Below are 17,717 nucleotides of genomic sequence, written 5' to 3' on the forward strand. Positions count from 1 at the left end.
AAGCATTTCTCTCATTGTCACTCCACATTTGCAGCAGCCACCCTAGAGTAAGCGATTTTTCGCATTTTTTGTTAAAGGGTGTATGTCAAACTACCAATCTACTCTGTCTGAAATTACATTGCAGGGCAGTCAATATATGCTGCATGGCTTTCCCGTATTAGGAATGCCCTCTCAAGAACGTGCCGTTAAATACTTTAGTCTAAATCCATTTCTCCCAGATGCCCAGAATCGTTGTCCCGTTGAATGTGCTTATTGTGTCTGTCACCAAGACCGGGAATGGCACCATCATCCAGAAAGCTTTGAGAATAATGTTACACCTTCTGACCTACTTGATCGTTTATTAGACCGAATTTTTGCCACCCCAGAAGGACAAAAAGGCTATCCCATTTCCTTATGCGATTATTCTGACCCCTTCATTCCAGCCCATCGGGAACGTGTATTGTCAATCCTCGATGCACTGATTGACCGTCAAGTCGCCAATATGGTCTACATCACCACCAAAGTTCATCCAGGTCAAGCATTTCTTGAACGTTTGAAAGCTACCTTAGCTAGACCAAATGCACTACGAGTCACAGTGTTTGTAAGTTTACCACCCTTGAAACCTGGTTATGAACAAGCTTCAATTCCAGGTAGAGTCAGGCTGTTACAAGATTTAGTTCAACTGGGTATTCCCTGCTGCTGGTACCTCCGTCCTTTAGTGGAACAGTGGTTTGATGAAGCTTTGATGTGGCAATTAGCACGTACACTTCTACCCTACGTTGCCCATCATGTAATTTTGTCTGGGATTGTCATGTCGGAAGAAATTGAAGAGAGTTTATTAAAACAAGGTTTGATAGTACCCCAATGGGATCGTACACAACCAGGGCGCAAACAACTTTTATCAGCAAAATTTGAGTCACAATTACGTTCTATTCTCAGTACAGTGGCGAGTGAACAAAATATTTCCCTTGGCCCAGTTATGGGACATCGACTATGTGGTACAAATGGCAATCATGCTTATGGCTGTTTGATGTGTGCTAAACAAAACCGTTATTGCCAGCTGTTTCAGCTGCATCACTACGGTGAAACGATCACGGCAGAAGATAATCAACGATTAAAAGTTTTGCTGCGGCAGAATCTCCAACCTAAAGTGCCATCAGCAGAAGAATGCCATTAAAAAATGTAGTACTTAGTATTTAAGTAGAAGGACATAAATAATTGTAATTAGGACAAGGCAGGAGGCAGGAGGGAAGAGGTTTTTAGCTATTTTGCCTAAGACTTTTCTAGTTAAGTTTATTTGTGTCTTCTTACTTAGAATCCAGAATTTATTAATGGGGGATGCCAATCCCCTATTTTCTTGTTTACAGGAATTACGCACCAAGATTGTCTATGGAAAATTGGTGTATGGATCTAAAGGTCTGAGGTGTCAGGGTTTGAGATACATACACCCCCAAATCCCTACACCCTTACTCAAACCCTTGATTTTTCACCTCAGCGCGTAAGTTTTTAGCAAATTAACACTTACGATGAATTCTTGGTTGATAAAGAGAGACAATAATCTTGCTTTGGACAAGTTTTTAATCAACCTAAAAAATGAAATTCAGCGAAATCGTCAGCCAATTCAGGGAAATTACTACTGGTAACAGTCTAATAACTTACCCAGACCAAGATATAGATATTACTGGGGTTGCTGCTATTGATGAAGCCAAAACTGGGGCTATCAGTTATGTCGAAGGCAGTAAATTTGCATCTTTAATTAATCAGACAAACGCAAGTGCTTTAATTCTGCCCGAAGATCCAACTTTACAAAATCAAGCCCAAGAACGTGGAATTGCTTGGGTAAGTACAAAAGAACCAAAACTATTATTTGCCAAAGTGTTGACTCTGTTTTATCAACCATATCGCCCTAGTCCAGAAATTCATCCGACAGCTGTGATTCATCCCACTGCCAAAATCGGTAATGATGTTTACATTGGCCCTCACGCAGTGGTGCAAGAAGGGGTCGAAATTGGCAATTATGCAATTATTCATCCGAATGTCGTGATTTATCCTGATGTCAAAATTGGCGATCGCACTACCTTACACGCTAACTGTACAATTCACGAACGCAGCCAAATTGGTGCAGATTGCGTAATTCACAGTGGCGCTGTGATTGGTGCAGAAGGTTTTGGCTTTGTGCCTACCCGCACTGGTTGGTTCAAAATGGAACAGTCAGGCTACACAGTTTTAGAAGATGGTGTAGAAATTGGCTGTAACAGTGCTGTTGATCGTCCAGCAGTTGGTGAGACGAGAATTGGGAAAGATACCAAAATTGACAACTTAGTACAAATCGGTCATGGTTGCCAAATAGGGATGGGTTGTGCGATCGCTGGTCAAGCGGGGATGGCTGGCGGTGTCCAAGTTGGTAATCGAGTGATTTTAGCCGGACAAGTGGGAGTCGCCAACCAAGTCAAAATCGGTGATGGGGCGATCGCCTCTGCCCAAACTGGTATTCACAGCGATGTCCCACCCAAGGAAATTGTTTCTGGGACTCCCGCCATACCTCACAAAATTTATCTCAAAGTTAGTGCAATTACTAGTCGTTTGCCAGATATGTATCAAGCATTCAAGCGATCGCAACGACAATAAAATTAAAAGTAAAAAATAAAAAGATAAAATAATTTTTTTACTTTTACCTTTTTATTTTTGCCTTAATTAATTACAATCCCAATTTTTCTAACACTGGTTTTGTCGAAACAATATGTCTTTCTAAGCCAAGTGCTTGCGGACTCACCCCCAGTGCTAAAGCGATTAATTGTGGTAAATGTAATACTGGCAAACCTAACTTTTTCCCAATCACTTTCTCAACTTCTGGTTGACGAGAATCTAAATTTAAATGACACAAAGGACATGGTGTCACTAAACAATCAGCGCCATTAGCTATAGCTTCTTGAATGTGCATTCCGGCCATTTTAAAAGATTCATTAGTGGCGTAACTAGCCAACGGCCAGCCACAACATTGGGTGCGACCACGATAATAAATTGGTGTTGCACCCACAGCCCGAAACACATTTTCCATTGCTTCTGGTTGGAAAGGATCATCGAATAGCATGGTTTTTTGACCACGCAGTAGATAGCAACCGTAAAAAGCTGCACATTTTAAATTGGTTAACTTGCGGGTGACGCGCTGGCTAATTTCCTCTAAGCCATAATCTTTGACCAAAGCATAAAGTAAATGTGTTACTTCTGTACTGCCCTGATAAGGCGAACAACCTTCTTTTTTGAGTAAGCCATTTACTTGGTCAACATAAGTCGGATTGCTATTTTGACAATCTTTTAGGCGTTCATTAACATGACCAATGACACCTTGACAGGTACTGCAATGAGTGAGTAAAGGGAGATTTAATGATTCTGCTAAGGCAATATTTCTGGCGTTGACAGTATCTTCCAACAATTGAGAATCTTCTTTAAACGTGCCAGAACCACAGCAAGCGGCTTTTTTCAGTTCAATCAATTCAATTCCTAAAGCTTGCGTGAGGGCTTTGGTAGATTGATACAGTTCTCGACAAGCACCTTGGGCTACGCAACCTGGGAAATAAGCGTATTTTAGAGTTTGAGTAATCATAAAAATAAAAGGGACTAGAAACTAGGGTCTAAGGGCTAGTCTTGTTTGTTACACAGTACTCAGCACTAGGAATTTATTTGGACATTAGCCAAAAAAATAGTAACAATTAATAAGTAGAAGCATGTATACAGTGTATGCGATCGCAGAAATTGCTATACTACCTTGTCTAACCCTGGGGGGCTAGGGAAAAAGTTTTCGAGAAGAAAATACTTCGGTAGTATACGGGCGATCGCGCTTTCCGATAAGATGTATATGCTCAAAAACCATGTCACTCATCAAGAGCGGCTAATAGCAACTGGTCAAGGAATTTTATTGATATGAGCCAAGAGAAAACTTTTGAAAAGGTCAAGAAAAGCGTCGCGGATCAACTAAGTGTTGAGGAGGAAAAGATTACTCCCCAATCTAATTTTATCGATGATCTAGGTGCTGATTCCCTGGATCTCGTCGAGCTAGTTATGGCTTTTGAAGAAGAATTCGAGATTGAAATTCCTGATGAAGCCGCTGAGAAAATTTTGACAGTCCAAGATGCGGTTGATTACATTGAAAAGCAAGTTGCCGCATCCGCTTAAGAAAGTGCTGAGTTAAAAGTGCTGAGTGCTGAGTAGTCAAGAGTTAAGAATTATTTTATCTTTTTCACTTAGTCTTCCTACTTAAAAACTCAGCACTCAGCACTCAGCACTCAGCACTCAAATTTGCAGCTTTCTCGCTACCTTTAACTGAGTCATGACAGATTATATACGTAAACGCGTTGTTGTAACTGGTGTTGGCGCGATTACACCGATTGGCAACACACCGGCTGAATATTGGGAAGGATTAGTCAGCGGACGCAATGGTATAGACTACATCACACATTTTGATGCGTCCAGCCATGATTGTCGCATTGCTGGTGAAGTTAAAAACTTCGATCCACATGATTATCTAGAGCGCAAAGAAGTCAAGCGCATGGATCGATTTTCGCAGTTTGGGGTTTCAGCAGCAAAACAAGCATTAGCTGACGCAAATCTGGTAATTAATGAGTTAAACGCTGAACAGATAGGTGTCATTATTGGTTCTGGCGTGGGCGGTATTAAGGTATTAGAAGATCAGCAAACAGTCTACCTAAACCGTGGCCCTGATCGCTGTAGTCCCTTTATGATCCCGATGATGATTGCCAATATGGCAGCCGGACTCACAGCCATTCACACTGGTGCAAAAGGGCCAAACAACTGTACTGTGACTGCTTGTGCCGCTGGTTCCAACGCCATTGGGGATGCTTTTCGCCTGGTTCAAGGAGGGTACGCCCAAGCCATGATTTGCGGTGGCTGTGAAGCAGCAATTACACCCTTATCTGTAGCTGGATTTGCCGCCTGTAAAGCCTTGTCTTTCCGCAACGATGATCCAGCCCATGCTTGCCGTCCCTTTGACCGCGATCGCGATGGATTTGTCATGGGTGAAGGTGCGGGAATTTTAATTTTAGAAGAACTGCAACACGCTCTCAGTCGTGGCGCACGCATTTATGGGGAAATCATTGGTTATGCGATGACCTGTGATGCTTATCACATGACCTCCCCAGTTCCCGGTGGTGAAGGTGCAGCTAGAGCCATTCAACTAGCACTCAAAGATGCAGGTATTACCCCAGAACAAGTAACCTACATCAACGCGCATGGCACAAGTACTCCAGCCAACGATGCCAACGAAACCAAAGCCATTAGAACAGCCTTGGGCGACCATGCTTATAAAATAGCGGTTAGCTCGACAAAATCAATGACAGGTCATTTGTTGGGTGGTTCTGGTGGTATTGAAGCCGTTGCAACTGTATTGGCGATTGCCAACGAAAAAATTCCCCCAACCATTAATCTCGAAAATCCTGATACTGAGTGTGACTTGGATTATGTTCCTCACACTAGCCGCGCCCAAACAATTGAAGTGGCTCTATCTAATTCCTTTGGTTTTGGTGGACATAATGTAACCCTAGTCTTTAAAAAGTACTGAGTGCTGAGTGCTGAGTGCTGAGTGCTGAGTTATGATTCAGACTTCAGACTTCACACTTCCTGCTTTTCCTCAGATGCACCAGACAAAAGTATCATAGATATCATTCCCAGCTGAACCAAGGGTTCAGCATGACCAATATTCTCAGCTTGATTAATTACCATAAACTCAGGAGATCCCGCTTGTCCATCGCCAATCGGGAATGGGATGATGAGGATACGGTAGGGGAATACCTATCAGTTATCAGTAATCAGTTCAGAGCAGTAGTAAATTCTATTTTGATAACTGTTAACTGTTAACTGTTCTAACAACCCCGGTAAATGAGAAGATCGCAGAGTGCTAACCCGTCGTTAAAAACAATCTTATTATGGCTGTTGCAACCCAATCCCTCGAAGAACTGTGTATTAACTCAATCCGCTTCTTGGCTGTCGATGCTATAGAAAAGGCAAAATCGGGACACCCAGGGCTGCCGATGGGCGCTGCTCCAATGGCATTTGTGCTGTGGGATCGCTTCATGCGGTATAACCCCAAAAACCCCAAGTGGTTCAACCGCGATCGCTTTGTCTTATCTGCTGGTCATGGCTCGATGTTACAGTATGCACTACTGTACTTAGCAGGCTATGACAGCGTTAGCATCGAAGATATCAAGCAATTTCGTCAGTGGGAATCTAAAACCCCTGGACACCCAGAAAACTTTGTTACTGCTGGTGTAGAAGTTACCACTGGCCCTCTAGGACAAGGTATTGCCAACGCAGTCGGTTTGGCCATAGCTGAAGCGCATCTGGCAGCTAAATTCAACAAACCCGATGCAAAAATTGTTGACCATTATACTTATGTCATTCTCGGTGATGGTTGCAACATGGAAGGTGTTTCCGGTGAAGCAGCTTCCCTGGCTGGACACTTGGGTTTAGGTAAACTCATCGCCCTTTACGATGACAACCACATCTCTATTGATGGTTCTACAGATGTGGCATTTACAGAGGATGTTTCTAAGCGTTTTGAAGCTTATGGCTGGCATGTGCTTCACGTCCAAGATGGCAACACCGATTTAGAAGCCATCCACAAAGCCATTGAAGCAGCAAAAGCTGTCACCGACAAACCATCAATGATTAAGGTGACAACAACCATTGGTTATGGTTCTCCTAACAAAGCCAACACCGCTGGTATTCACGGTGCAGCTTTAGGTGGAGATGAAGTAGAATTAACCCGGAAAAATCTGGGTTGGGAAAACGAGCCATTTGTAATTCCGCAAGACGTTCTCAACCATACCCGCAAAGCAGTAGAACGCGGTGCAGGTTACGAAGCTGACTGGAACAAAGCATTTGCTGACTATAAAGCTAAGTATCCCCAAGAAGCGGCTGAATTTGAGCGTTATCTCAGTGGCAAACTGGCTGATGGTTGGGATAAGGTACTTCCCACCTACACCCCTGAAGATAAAGGCCTACCCACCCGTAAACATTCCGAAACCTGCCTCAACAAATTAGCTGCGGTTCTTCCTGAACTGATTGGTGGTTCCGCCGACTTAACCCACTCCAACTTGACCGAAATCAAAGGTAAAGGCGACTTCCAAAAAGGACAATACCAAAACCCCAACATTCACTTTGGTGTGCGGGAACATGCAATGGGCGCAATTTGTAACGGTATTGCCTTGCATGGTTCAGGGTTGATTCCTTACGGTGCTACCTTCCTAATCTTCACCGACTATATGCGGGCGGCTATTCGCTTATCTGCCTTGTCTTTAGCAGGCTCGATTTGGGTAATGACTCACGACTCCATCGGTCAAGGTGAAGACGGCCCCACCCACCAACCAATCGAAACCCTCGCTTCCTTGCGTGCTATTCCTAACTTGACTGTCATTCGTCCCGCCGATGGTAACGAAACCTCTGGTGCATACAAAGTAGCGATTGAAAGAGCAAAACAAAATGATCCTACTTTGTTGGCATTAACCCGGCAAAACGTTCCTAACTTAGCAGGTACATCTATTGAAGGTGTTGCTAAGGGTGGATACACTGTTGTTGATTCTGAAGGTACACCAGAATTAATCATCATTGGTACTGGTTCAGAATTGAACCTCGCTGTTACTGCTGCTGAAAAACTCACAGCCGAAGGTAAGAAAGTACGTGTCGTCTCATTACCAGCTTGGGATTTATTTGAAGCACAAGACGCAGCTTACAAAGAATCTGTTCTACCCAAAGCTGTCACCAAGCGTTTAGCTGTAGAAGCAGCTTCTAGCTTTGGCTGGCATAAGTACATTGGTACTGAAGGCGATACTGTCACCATTGACCGCTTTGGTGCTTCCGCGCCTGGTGGCGTTTGTTTAGAGAAATTCGGCTTTAGCGTTGATAACGTATTAGCTAAAGCTAAACAATTGTTGGGTTAATCGCAACAGCCAACATATTCTCTTAATTTGCGAGGGTGGGTAATTTACCCGCCCTTTTTTGTTTTTCATCTATTATGTTGCATAAACGCTAAGACCGATACATATAGATTAAATGAAAAGTACAGATTAAATTTCCGTATTGGTGAAGCATCATGAAAAACATAACAAAGTGGCTTTTGGGCTTGGCGATCGCTCCCGCTAGTGTATTGTTAGTATCTAGCCAAACTCAAGCCAGTCAAGTTGTAGGCGAGTGGTTCTTTGGTTTTTGGGATTGTAACATTGACGGCAGACCAGCCCGAATGGAATGGAAAGTAGTGGATGACCCCCAAACTAGTTGTAATGGTAACGTTTGCTCTACTACTTCTGGTGTGCGTTTAATTGGGCGGTTTAGTGATAACGGTAGTGCGTGGGTTCCTTTAGGAAAACGTTTTTCTAGCAACCGCAGACAAGATTTAGGTATTCGTTATTTAGGCGCAGAACAAGATGATTGGTATCTGAAATACAACAGTCAGACTCGACGCGCAGAGGGTTGGACAACCTGGCGGGGTAATCGCTATCCACTACAATGTCGTAAGCGCAGATAAGTAGGAGATTTAGCTCCCCGACTGTTCAAAAAATTCGGGGAGCTGGTTTTTTGAACGATCGCCTAAAATTAGTAAGTCTTAACCAATAAAAAGCGATCGCATTCATTACACCATCAAACCATATTTGATATGTCAATCGAATATCCAGAATATTGGACACATCGTCAATGGATGAGTCGGGCTTTAGAAATCGCCCAAGCAGCAGGAGCGGCGGGTGAAATTCCAGTTGGGGCTGTCATTGTCGATAGTCATGGAAATTTGATTGCTGAAGGTGAAAACCGCAAAGAACGAGACAAAGATCCCACAGCCCACGCGGAAATTGTAGCGATTAAAGCAGCATCGCAAATTTTACATAGCTGGCGACTGCATGAATGTACATTATACGTAACTTTAGAACCTTGTCCGATGTGTGCAGGTGCAATTATCCAATCACGGTTGAGGACGCTTGTTTATGGAGTGGACGATACTAAAACTGGCGCAATTCGCACAGTACTGAATATTCCCGATAGTGCTGCTTCTAATCATCGTCTACAAGTCCTGGGAGGCATTCTAGAATCAGCTTGTCGCCAGCATTTGCAAGCTTGGTTTGCCACTCGTAGACTTCAACAAAAAACTACAGACACCAAGCAAACTGTCCAATCACAACTACACAATTTATAAAAGAGAATTTACGGTTTAATTAATCACTCTTTAATAAACCTCTGGGCAATTCGCAGCTACCGACATGATAAAACTTGACTTCTCCCAAGATACCCAACAGCTAAAGCCAACATCACAGAAATCATTAAATCATCAGGTGGCTGATACTACCTCACAGGTTTCTCCTTTGTTAGGGCCAATAGCATATCATGTGGGACGACATCTGCTTTTACCTTTGTTCTTCGGCAGGATTACCATCACAGGACAACACAATGTCCCCGCAACAGGGCCGATTATCTTAGCACCCACGCACCGGGCGCGTTGGGATGCTTTAATTGTCCCTTACGCTACTTCTCTAATTACTGGCGCAGATTTGCGCTTTATGGTGACTATTACTGAATGCCAAGGCTTGCAAGGCTGGTTTGTACGTCGTTTAGGTGGATTCCCCGTAGATCCTCAACATCCCACAATTTCCACCTTAAGACATGGAGTTTCTTTACTAGAGCAAAGAAAAACCTTGGTCATCTTTCCCGAAGGTGGCATTTTCCGTGATGGCAAGGTTCATCCTTTAAAACCTGGAATTGCCCGCTTGTCTTTGACTGCGGAAATGAATCACCCAGGACTAGGGGTCAAAATTGTTCCTATGAGTATTAATTACAGCGAACCCTATCCCAACTGGGGTACAGATGTGCATATTAACATCGGCAGCCCAATTAATGTTGCTGAATATACTAACGGTTCCGTCAAACAAAATGCAAAACGCCTGACAGATGAGTTAGCCAAGGAACTGCAAAGCTTAAATCATCAAGAAGCAGAAGTGACCAATGGGCAATGGTCAATGGTCAATGGTCAATAGTCATTTGTCCTTTGTGTGTGATTTAACCCTAATTACCAATTACTAATTCCCAACTGTTTAATCTGCCGATATCTTGCGGTGCAGCATCGATGAGCCACAATTGCCAGCGCCCTTGGCCAGACATGGATAGTAATTGCTTGAGGGCAGGATGCGATCGCACACTATAAGTAGTCTGCAAGTTTGTCCGTCTACCTAAAGTCCGGTTTTGTAACAAAACTGACTGATTATTTGGTGCTATTAAGTAAATTTCTAAATCGCCTAAGAAATCGTGCGAGACATTCACACTTACTTGAATATCTTTAACTACAATATCTTCGTTAATGGCGATCGCACTTTTGATACCTTGGCGATCGTTATCGGGAATGCCTACAGAGTTGGTATTATTCACCCGCAACTGTTGGCTGACAGGTGATGCACCTTCTCGCATTTGCTTGGCAGCTTGGACGGCTTTAGCGGCGTTGACTTTACCATAGCCAAACCACTGGGAATGACCATTACCATTGTAAGTCCCGCCTTTGAGGCCTAATTGCGGGTCGGGATTCGGGTCAACTATTTTATCAGCAGTTTCTTGTAAGATGCGTTTAACTTGTTGAGCAGTTAAATCGGGATTCGCTGATAACACCAAAGCTGCTACCCCAGCCACCACAGGCGTAGCACTGGAAGTTCCACCAAAACTACTGGTAAAATTGCCTTTGTCGTAACCTGCTGCTCCTAATTGGTCAGTGGTAAACACACCTAAACCATTAAGATAAGCAGCGATCGCAGGTTGAGTATACACATAACCCTTTTCAGGAAATGACATTCCTGGTGGTGCGTTATTACTAGGCGCACATACAGCAATACTATCTCCCCAATTACTGTAAGCTGCTTTCTTATTCAAACTAGTGGAAGCAGCAACAGTGATCACATCAGGATGTACCGCAAAACCACTGAGCCACTCAGTCTTTCCTTGTAAAATTTTATCAGGCCAACTTTGTTCAATTACACTACCATTAATTGGACGGTTGGCATTACCCGCCGCAAAACAAATCACACATCCTTTCCCTTTCCGTCCTTTGGTAGCTGCGCGGGTAATTGCTGCCCGTTGCCGCAAGGATAAAGGAAAATACACAGCCGAGGCTCCCCAACTGCAAGAAATTACACTTGCCCCCTTGTCAATTGCCCAATTAAAGATTTGCTCAACAGATTCATCATCTAAATAGCCAGTCGTACGGATGGGCATAAATGCACAACCAGGAGCTACCCCCACAATACCAGAACCATTTTCTTCGGCAATGGCTACCCCGGCGCAAGCTGTCCCGTGGCTAGTTTCTCTAGCATCAGGTAAAGGTAGAAAATCATTTTGTTTCAAATCTCTAGGGGCGACAACTTTCCCTGAACCTTGAAAATCAGGATGATTCAAATCAAAAGAATCATCCACCACAGCCACAACTACAGAACGTACACCGCGAGTAATATCCCAAGCTTTTTCAACGGAGATATGAGAACCTAAGACTAAATCCTCCCCGCCGCTATGGTTTAAGTACCACTGTTGGATATAAAGCGGGTCACGGGGTTTGTAGTGTGTTTCGCTGTTAATGATAATGTTAGGTTCAGCAGCTAACACTTCTTTGAGTCCTTGGAGTTGGTTAGTAATTTTAATCGGGTTGTCTGTAGCTTGTTTACTAACCAAAAATACGAAAGTGTTAGGGATACCCAGAACAGGTTTATCTTGAATTAAACTATATGCGCTGGCGATCGCATTAATTCTAGGCGCTGCTATCTCTTCTAAAAACTGAATAGTAATTTGGTCGCCCAAGTAAACAAAAGTCCCAGGATTATTTTTAAGAGTGTAAACATGGCTGGCAAAGGCTACAGTTTCTGCCGCGCGGGCTTGAGCCATCGCCGCATCTAACTGGGCGGGTGCAACTTTAAATAATTCTAGTTGTGCTTGGGGAATACTTCGCTGCCAAATACCCCAACTTACCTGAGATAATTGTTGAGGTGTAAAATCGTTAGCTGGGCGGATGGTGAAACGGTCTGTTGCTTTTTCTAACACTAATTCTTCACCACCGCGTTGCAGAACAACTCCCAAATTGCTGGCTGGTACACCTGTGGTTGGAAAATCAGAGGAATTAATGCGATCGCTCATAATAGACGATGGTAATTAGTATACAGAGGCACTGGGAACTCGATTAAACCGATTTTCAGTCTAAAGCAAAGAAACCAAGTATATAGCTGTGTTTTGTTTAAAACGAAAACAAAGTTAAGATACCCAAAGTTTCTCTTAGTATTTGTATATATTTGTCACACCCATTCAATCCATGAAAATAGCTGCAACTGCGCCTTTTATTAGCCTCAGTTCCTTCTCAGTCATTCTCTTATTAAGTTTGCTATCCCCCGCTTATAGCCAACAAGCACAGCCCATTGATCCGAATGACCCCAACAATCTCCGTCCTACCACCCAAACCAATAGCCTGTTAAGCATTGAAGGCGGAGAACGACTGATGAAAGAGGCAGAAGCAGCAGTTTCCGCCCAAAACTATGCCCTAGCCGCCAAAAAGCTCCAAGAAGCACGGCAAGTTTATAATCAGCTATCTAACTTTTATCAAGACTTAAACTCTAGCTTTTCTGGTATTGACATCAGAGTATCTGACTCTCAACGTCAAAAAGCTTTACTAAGCGCCCAAAAGCGAGATGAAGCTACATATCAACTCGCACTTGTACATCGCGCCCAAAATCAGCCAGAATTAGCTGTACCATTATTAATTCAAATTATTAAAAGTCAAAATCCCACACGCGATTTAGGTAAAAAAGCATATCAACAGCTATTTGAACTCGGTTTTGTGGATACCCCATACCCCAGACAAGGCGGTTCCACTTCTCAAAAATAAATCTTGAGAGTCAAGAGTCAATGGTCAGTGGTCAATAGCTATTCTCCCTTGTCAGCCTTGTCCCCCTTATCTTTCTTCTCCTGCTTCCTGCTCCCTGCCCCTCTGCTTCTTCCACTCCTTAATCTGCTAATAATAGAGAAGTAGTTTTTCAGAAATTGCGATGATTAGTCCGCAGCAGATTGAAGCTATGATCAAGGCGGAACTGCCAGACGCTCAGATACAAGTACAAGACTTAACAGGTGGCGGAGACCACTATCAAGTTACAGTCGTCTCATCGCAGTTTGCAGGTAAAGGACTGGTGCAACAACATCAGCTAGTTTATGGCGCGTTGCGGCAAGCTATGTCCACGGAAGCAATTCACGCCTTGGCAGTTAAAACATTTACGCCAGAAACTTGGCAAACAACCACTTCATAAAATCAATAGTTCCAAGCTAGGTTGAGCATTGACTATTGATTTTTTTATATCCGTAACATAGGAAACTAAAACACCATGTCACAAGAAGCCCAAGAGAGAATTCAGAACTTAATTAAACAAAACAAAATCTTTGTTTTCATGAAGGGGACTAAGTTAATGCCTCAATGTGGTTTTTCTAACAACGTTGTCCAAATCCTCAATACTTTGGGTGTTCCCTTCGAGACGTTTAATGTTCTTGATGATGCTGAAATTCGTCAAGGAATTAAAGAATACTCCAACTGGCCAACCATTCCTCAAGTTTATATCAATGGTGAATTCATCGGTGGTTCCGACATCTTGATTGAAATGTACCAAAAGGGTGAATTGCAGGAAAAAGTGGAAGTTGCTCTAGCTTCGTAATTTTAAAATAAGTTTAATTACAAAAAAGCCCCGTTACAGGGGCTTTTTTGATGGACTACGCTTCCCAAAGCAGAAAAATTACTCAATGGTTAGTAGCAAGTAGTGAATAAAAAATTTTCTGCTTTTTTAATTAAAATCACGATCTTAAACATCCCTTATGAGAGTTACCAAAATTACCACAAGTCAAAGGGGATGTTTTTCTAGTACAATCTCTCCCAAAATTTACACCACTGCACACTTGATCAATACAGATAACGTGCTATAATCATCTGCGTCAATCTACGCTTACTTTTAAGGGCTAAAGCTTTTTGCTTTAGTAGTAATCGTGTTGTGGTTGTGGTTCCGGCATTGCAAAATTTGACGCATCGTACAAGTAGCGGCTGGCTTCCTCTTCTAGACGATGAATCAGATATGGCTCGATAGCGTTGCCATGTCGCAGTGCGGCTAGATATCCATCCAAATACATCCGCATATCGTCCATACGATAACCGCGATTCCATAGCTCGACGAAGGCGTCTGTGAGTCTTTGGTAATAGCGGATGGTTTGTGTGTCTTGAAGCATAACTGCTGTTTGATCTCTTTGGAATGAGAATTGTAAATGATTAACGCTGAAATGTGAAGTGCCACTTTCGCTTTTTTAGCGTTTTTGACATATAAATTATGCCAATGGTTCTGCTTTGACCTGCCCCCTCAAGCAGTTACAGCGTATTTAGATCCTATTCCAGAAAACTGGGAAATTGATTGGTAAATAATTTATTCTTATGATTTCTTCTTTCAAAAACCCCTATTTTTGTGCTTGAGGTTAAGCTTAAGCAAGCAAGACCCACACTTAAACAACAGGCTGACGGACTTTTGCAAGAATTATAATTTGACTCAGTACAAGTTCTTCATAAAGTTACAATTTGCTAAAAGCCAAATGATTGTTAAGAAGAACTTTCGATAAGTCTAACAAAAATTTAAGAAAATTACTAATTAACCTTGGAAATAGGCTGAGGTGGGAGATATTGCCACCCTTTTGTGGAATAAATGTCAAATGAATTGTGATTAGAAGTAACAAAGACTACAAAACCTTGAGCATGAGCTTGTTACTTTGAAAGTCATCAACGCTAAGGGGTCTTACCGCCGTGGGTTCGGTTTGTATTGAAATCGTTGAGGGGAATCCCCATCTAAGGTCGTTGCTGGGTTGGCACTTGCAACAGTTAGAGTATAGGGTAAATCAAGCTGCCAGCATTTATCAAGCAAGAGAAGTGTTTTTAACCCATCAACCTACTCTAGTGATTCTAGATGCGGATCTGCCTGATGGAGATGGTATCGAGTTTTGCCGTTGGTTGCACCGTCAGCAGCAGCCTTTAATCTTAATGCTGTCTGCGCGTAGCAACGAGGCGGATGTGGTCGCAGGACTAAAAGCGGGGGCCGATGATTACCTCAGCAAACCTTTTGGGATGCAGGAGTTTTTGGCTAGGGTTGAGGCACTAATTCGCCGCAAACGCACGCCGACTGCGCCAGCTTATTTAGACTATGGCACTTTGCAAATTGATTTAGTGCAACGTCGTGTCCGGTTCCAAGGGGAGTTTATTGATTTAACACCCCAGGAATTTAGTTTGTTGTATGTGTTGGCGCAAGCTGGCGGAGTACCTTTGTCTCGGTCAGAATTGCTGCGTCGTGCTTGGCCAGATGCAATTGACAACCCGCGCACGATAGACACTCATGTTTTATCGCTACGCAAAAAAGTAGAACTTGATCCCCGCCAGCCTAGTTTGATTCAAACTATTCGGAATGTGGGATACAGATTTAACATGGAAATTTTGAATGCCAATCTTCCCCAATCACAAACTAAGTTAGCAAAAGAACGGTTTAGCAATCAACGTCCAACACTTACTACTCAACGGTGATGAAGCAGGTGAGAGATAACAGGTGACAGGTGATAGGTTTTGCCTGGATTTTATCAGCTGCGGATTTCTGAAACTATGCTTCAACTGCTACATAACAGGGTTTGGTTGGGTGCAGTACAAGTTCCAGAGGAGAGAGGCTAATGGGTTTTATCCAAAGGAAGAGTGCTGTAAGTGTTGTGTTTAGGGTGATTTATCAGATAAGAGGTTTTTAAATCCATTCTTGTGCGGCTTGAGTTTCTGCCTGAGTCAAACTTGCTTGTAAACTGACTAAATCTAACTCAGAGGCGGGTTTGTCTGCTAACAACTGGCCTTGGTGCAGGTGTAACAGTCTTGTACAAAACATTTGGGCTAAATCTAACTGGTGATTGACCATCAAAATTGTAGTTTGTTGGGTTTCGGCTAGTTGAATGAGGATTTGCATCAGATAAGAGGCTGTACCCGCATCCAAGGCTGATGTTGGCTCATCTAATAGTAAAATTTTGGGTTGGATGATTAAAGCACGAGCGATCGCAACTAATTGCCTTTGACCCGATGACAACTGTAACTCATTCTTGGCTAACCAGTCGTTAGGAATATGCAGTTGTTCCAGCCAATGGCTAACTCGTTGCTGAATCGTCTGTTTGGGTATCCCGCGCAAAACTAAAGGATATTCCAAGGCTTGCTGGACTGTCATCCCCAGTAGCTTTGACTCTTGCAACACCAGTGTTACTGTTTGGCGCAGTGGGATGGCAGGAATTTGGTGATATTCTTGATTTTCCAGATAAATTTTACCGCTAGTAGGTTCAGTTAAGCGGTTTATTAGGCGTAGTAATGAGGTTTTGCCAGCACCAGTTACGCCAATAATAGCAATTCTTTCACCAGGGAATACTTGAAAGGAAATATTCTGTAAAATTGGGTATCCCTGGTGATTGCTTTTTAGTTTGCTAAATAGATTAACTTGCTCAAGCCTGAGTTGGGCTTGTGGAGTGAAATTATCCACAGTATAAAAATTCAATCAATATATTATCTATCTTGTGGGGTGGGCATCCTGCCCGCCCTTGGGATGGGACGGATGAGGACACCCATCCCACAAGACAATTTTGGATGTTTTGATTAAGAGTCCTAAATTTAAGATAGTGTCAAAGCTGTATTGATAGTCCAAGCATCGACTAACAGCAGTAGTAATGTAAATCCAAATAAAATCGCATACATCCAAGGCTGTGCTAAGGGACGAACATCTGTGGTGTCTATGCCTGTTTTGGCTTGCACAATATTTACTAAACGGGCAAATCCCGCCACTCGCATCGGTAATAAATATGCTTTACCATCTTTGCTGAGGAAATAATAAACTAACCCCCCTTGACCTGTAGAACGGGGTTTTAATTCTTTAACTTCTGACCAAGGTAAAGACCAACCTTTACGAAAGAAACGCGGAACCCAAACAGGGTAAGTAACTTGAATTTCTTGGTCGTTGACAATTACTCTTTCAGTCAACACTGCATACAGTCCGACAAAGCCAATGGCAATTCCTACCCAAAGTAATGTAGGTGGTGTTGGTGCGGCTGTTGCTTGGGCTAAAAATGGCAATGGTATTGTGAGTGCTACATATAAACTCAACAGGGTAATCCGAATCAACGGAGATAGGCGAAATATAGTTGTAGAGGTATTAGCTGAGTTGGCTGTCACGGTTCCATTAAGATTGTTGCTTTCAGTTTTATCCTAACGGGACTTAGACAAAAAGTTTTAGCTGATGGTTTATTAAATCCCATCAGCTCGATTATCTATTGTTTTCTCAACTAAGGAACGTAATGAGTCTGTATCTGTGTTTGCCTGTTCTTGCTGATACCAAAATGTAATTTCACGATCAGAAGCACGAGCTAACACAGCTAGTCTTTTACAGTGAGGGCATTCATAAATTTCTGGAAATTCTGGTTCTGGTCTTATTGGAATTAGCAGTTTATTGACCTGTGTTTCAAACTCTTCATCAGATGCAGCTTTTTGATGGGCAATGATTAAATCACCAGCTAATGTTTCAATCAGTGGTTCCCAAACCATGTGAAAGCATTGCCGATTTGGAATTGAGGATAGGTTAATTATTTCACCGCATATACAACTAATTTTGGTCATAAGATTTTCCCTTAAAGAGAGT

General features: G+C 42.8%; 18 protein-coding genes. 12 read left to right on the forward strand and 6 right to left on the reverse strand.

The annotated features are described in order from the left end of the window. Positions 1-82 precede the first annotated feature (82 nt). On the forward strand, positions 83-1,156 hold the full coding sequence (locus H6G75_RS02630; protein WP_190978444.1) for a hypothetical protein: 1,074 nt from the start codon (positions 83-85) through the stop codon (positions 1,154-1,156). Positions 1,157-1,572: 416 nt separating this feature from the next. Beyond that, the gene (gene lpxD, locus H6G75_RS02635; protein ID WP_190978445.1) at positions 1,573-2,607 is read left to right on the forward strand and encodes a UDP-3-O-(3-hydroxymyristoyl)glucosamine N-acyltransferase; all 1,035 of its coding nucleotides are present in this window, start codon (positions 1,573-1,575) and stop codon (positions 2,605-2,607) included. Positions 2,608-2,677: 70 nt separating this feature from the next. Here lpxD and H6G75_RS02640 read toward each other — a convergent pair whose 3' ends face one another. Continuing rightward, positions 2,678-3,583: a CoB--CoM heterodisulfide reductase iron-sulfur subunit B family protein gene (locus H6G75_RS02640; RefSeq protein ID WP_190978446.1), complete on the reverse strand. Its 906-nt coding sequence runs from the start codon at positions 3,581-3,583 to the stop codon at positions 2,678-2,680. Between the two features lie 317 nt (positions 3,584-3,900). Between H6G75_RS02640 and H6G75_RS02645 the strand changes: the two genes are divergently transcribed. The 6 genes from H6G75_RS02645 to H6G75_RS02670 all read left to right on the forward strand — a co-directional run bounded on the left by H6G75_RS02645 (position 3,901) and on the right by H6G75_RS02670 (position 10,010). Next, positions 3,901-4,152: an acyl carrier protein gene (locus H6G75_RS02645; protein ID WP_190978447.1), complete on the forward strand. Its 252-nt coding sequence runs from the start codon at positions 3,901-3,903 to the stop codon at positions 4,150-4,152. Between the two features lie 154 nt (positions 4,153-4,306). After that, a complete protein-coding gene (fabF, locus tag H6G75_RS02650) occupies positions 4,307-5,554 on the forward strand; it encodes a beta-ketoacyl-ACP synthase II (protein ID WP_190978448.1) in 1,248 nt (415 codons plus the stop codon). 364 nt (positions 5,555-5,918) lie between these two features. Then, positions 5,919-7,931 carry a transketolase gene (gene tkt, locus H6G75_RS02655; RefSeq protein WP_190978449.1) on the forward strand — a complete coding sequence of 671 codons (2,013 nt, stop codon included), beginning with the start codon at positions 5,919-5,921 and terminating at the stop codon, positions 7,929-7,931. Between the two features lie 152 nt (positions 7,932-8,083). Further along, on the forward strand, positions 8,084-8,515 hold the full coding sequence (locus H6G75_RS02660) for a DUF6006 family protein (RefSeq protein WP_190978450.1): 432 nt from the start codon (positions 8,084-8,086) through the stop codon (positions 8,513-8,515). Between the two features lie 129 nt (positions 8,516-8,644). Next, a complete protein-coding gene (gene tadA, locus H6G75_RS02665) occupies positions 8,645-9,175 on the forward strand; it encodes a tRNA adenosine(34) deaminase TadA (protein ID WP_190978451.1) in 531 nt (176 codons plus the stop codon). 64 nt (positions 9,176-9,239) lie between these two features. After that, positions 9,240-10,010: a 1-acyl-sn-glycerol-3-phosphate acyltransferase gene (locus H6G75_RS02670; protein ID WP_190978452.1), complete on the forward strand. Its 771-nt coding sequence runs from the start codon at positions 9,240-9,242 to the stop codon at positions 10,008-10,010. Between the two features lie 28 nt (positions 10,011-10,038). Here H6G75_RS02670 and H6G75_RS02675 read toward each other — a convergent pair whose 3' ends face one another. Next, entirely contained in the window at positions 10,039-12,141 is a 2,103-nt protein-coding gene (locus H6G75_RS02675; RefSeq protein WP_190978453.1) for a S8 family serine peptidase, read from the reverse strand. Positions 12,142-12,313: 172 nt separating this feature from the next. Here H6G75_RS02675 and H6G75_RS02680 point away from each other — a divergent pair, with 172 nt between their 5' ends. From H6G75_RS02680 to grxD, 3 genes are all read left to right on the forward strand, one after another. Continuing rightward, positions 12,314-12,883: a hypothetical protein gene (locus H6G75_RS02680; RefSeq protein WP_190978454.1), complete on the forward strand. Its 570-nt coding sequence runs from the start codon at positions 12,314-12,316 to the stop codon at positions 12,881-12,883. A 160-nt stretch (positions 12,884-13,043) separates the two neighbouring features. Beyond that, entirely contained in the window at positions 13,044-13,298 is a 255-nt protein-coding gene (locus H6G75_RS02685) for a BolA family protein (RefSeq protein ID WP_062296852.1), read from the forward strand. A 75-nt stretch (positions 13,299-13,373) separates the two neighbouring features. Next, a complete protein-coding gene (gene grxD, locus H6G75_RS02690; RefSeq protein ID WP_190978455.1) occupies positions 13,374-13,697 on the forward strand; it encodes a Grx4 family monothiol glutaredoxin in 324 nt (107 codons plus the stop codon). A 313-nt stretch (positions 13,698-14,010) separates the two neighbouring features. Here grxD and H6G75_RS02695 read toward each other — a convergent pair whose 3' ends face one another. Then, positions 14,011-14,259: a DUF6761 family protein gene (locus tag H6G75_RS02695; RefSeq protein WP_062296854.1), complete on the reverse strand. Its 249-nt coding sequence runs from the start codon at positions 14,257-14,259 to the stop codon at positions 14,011-14,013. 562 nt (positions 14,260-14,821) lie between these two features. On the opposite strand from H6G75_RS02695, the gene H6G75_RS02700 reads away from it, so the two are divergent. Further along, a complete protein-coding gene (locus tag H6G75_RS02700) occupies positions 14,822-15,589 on the forward strand; it encodes a response regulator transcription factor (protein WP_062296855.1) in 768 nt (255 codons plus the stop codon). A 208-nt stretch (positions 15,590-15,797) separates the two neighbouring features. Here the strand turns inward: H6G75_RS02700 and H6G75_RS02705 are convergent, their stop codons facing one another. The 3 genes from H6G75_RS02705 to H6G75_RS02715 all read right to left on the reverse strand — a co-directional run bounded on the left by H6G75_RS02705 (position 15,798) and on the right by H6G75_RS02715 (position 17,695). Beyond that, complete coding sequence (locus tag H6G75_RS02705; protein WP_190978456.1) at positions 15,798-16,568, reverse strand: ATP-binding cassette domain-containing protein; 771 nt, start codon at positions 16,566-16,568, stop codon at positions 15,798-15,800. 128 nt (positions 16,569-16,696) lie between these two features. Then, positions 16,697-17,254: a hypothetical protein gene (locus tag H6G75_RS02710; RefSeq protein WP_190978457.1), complete on the reverse strand. Its 558-nt coding sequence runs from the start codon at positions 17,252-17,254 to the stop codon at positions 16,697-16,699. A gap of 72 nt (positions 17,255-17,326) precedes the next feature. After that, entirely contained in the window at positions 17,327-17,695 is a 369-nt protein-coding gene (locus tag H6G75_RS02715; RefSeq protein WP_190978458.1) for a hypothetical protein, read from the reverse strand. Positions 17,696-17,717: the final 22 nt, after the last annotated feature.

Source organism: Nostoc sp. FACHB-280 (genome assembly GCF_014697615.1).
Lineage (GTDB): Bacteria > Cyanobacteriota > Cyanobacteriia > Cyanobacteriales > Nostocaceae > Nostoc_B.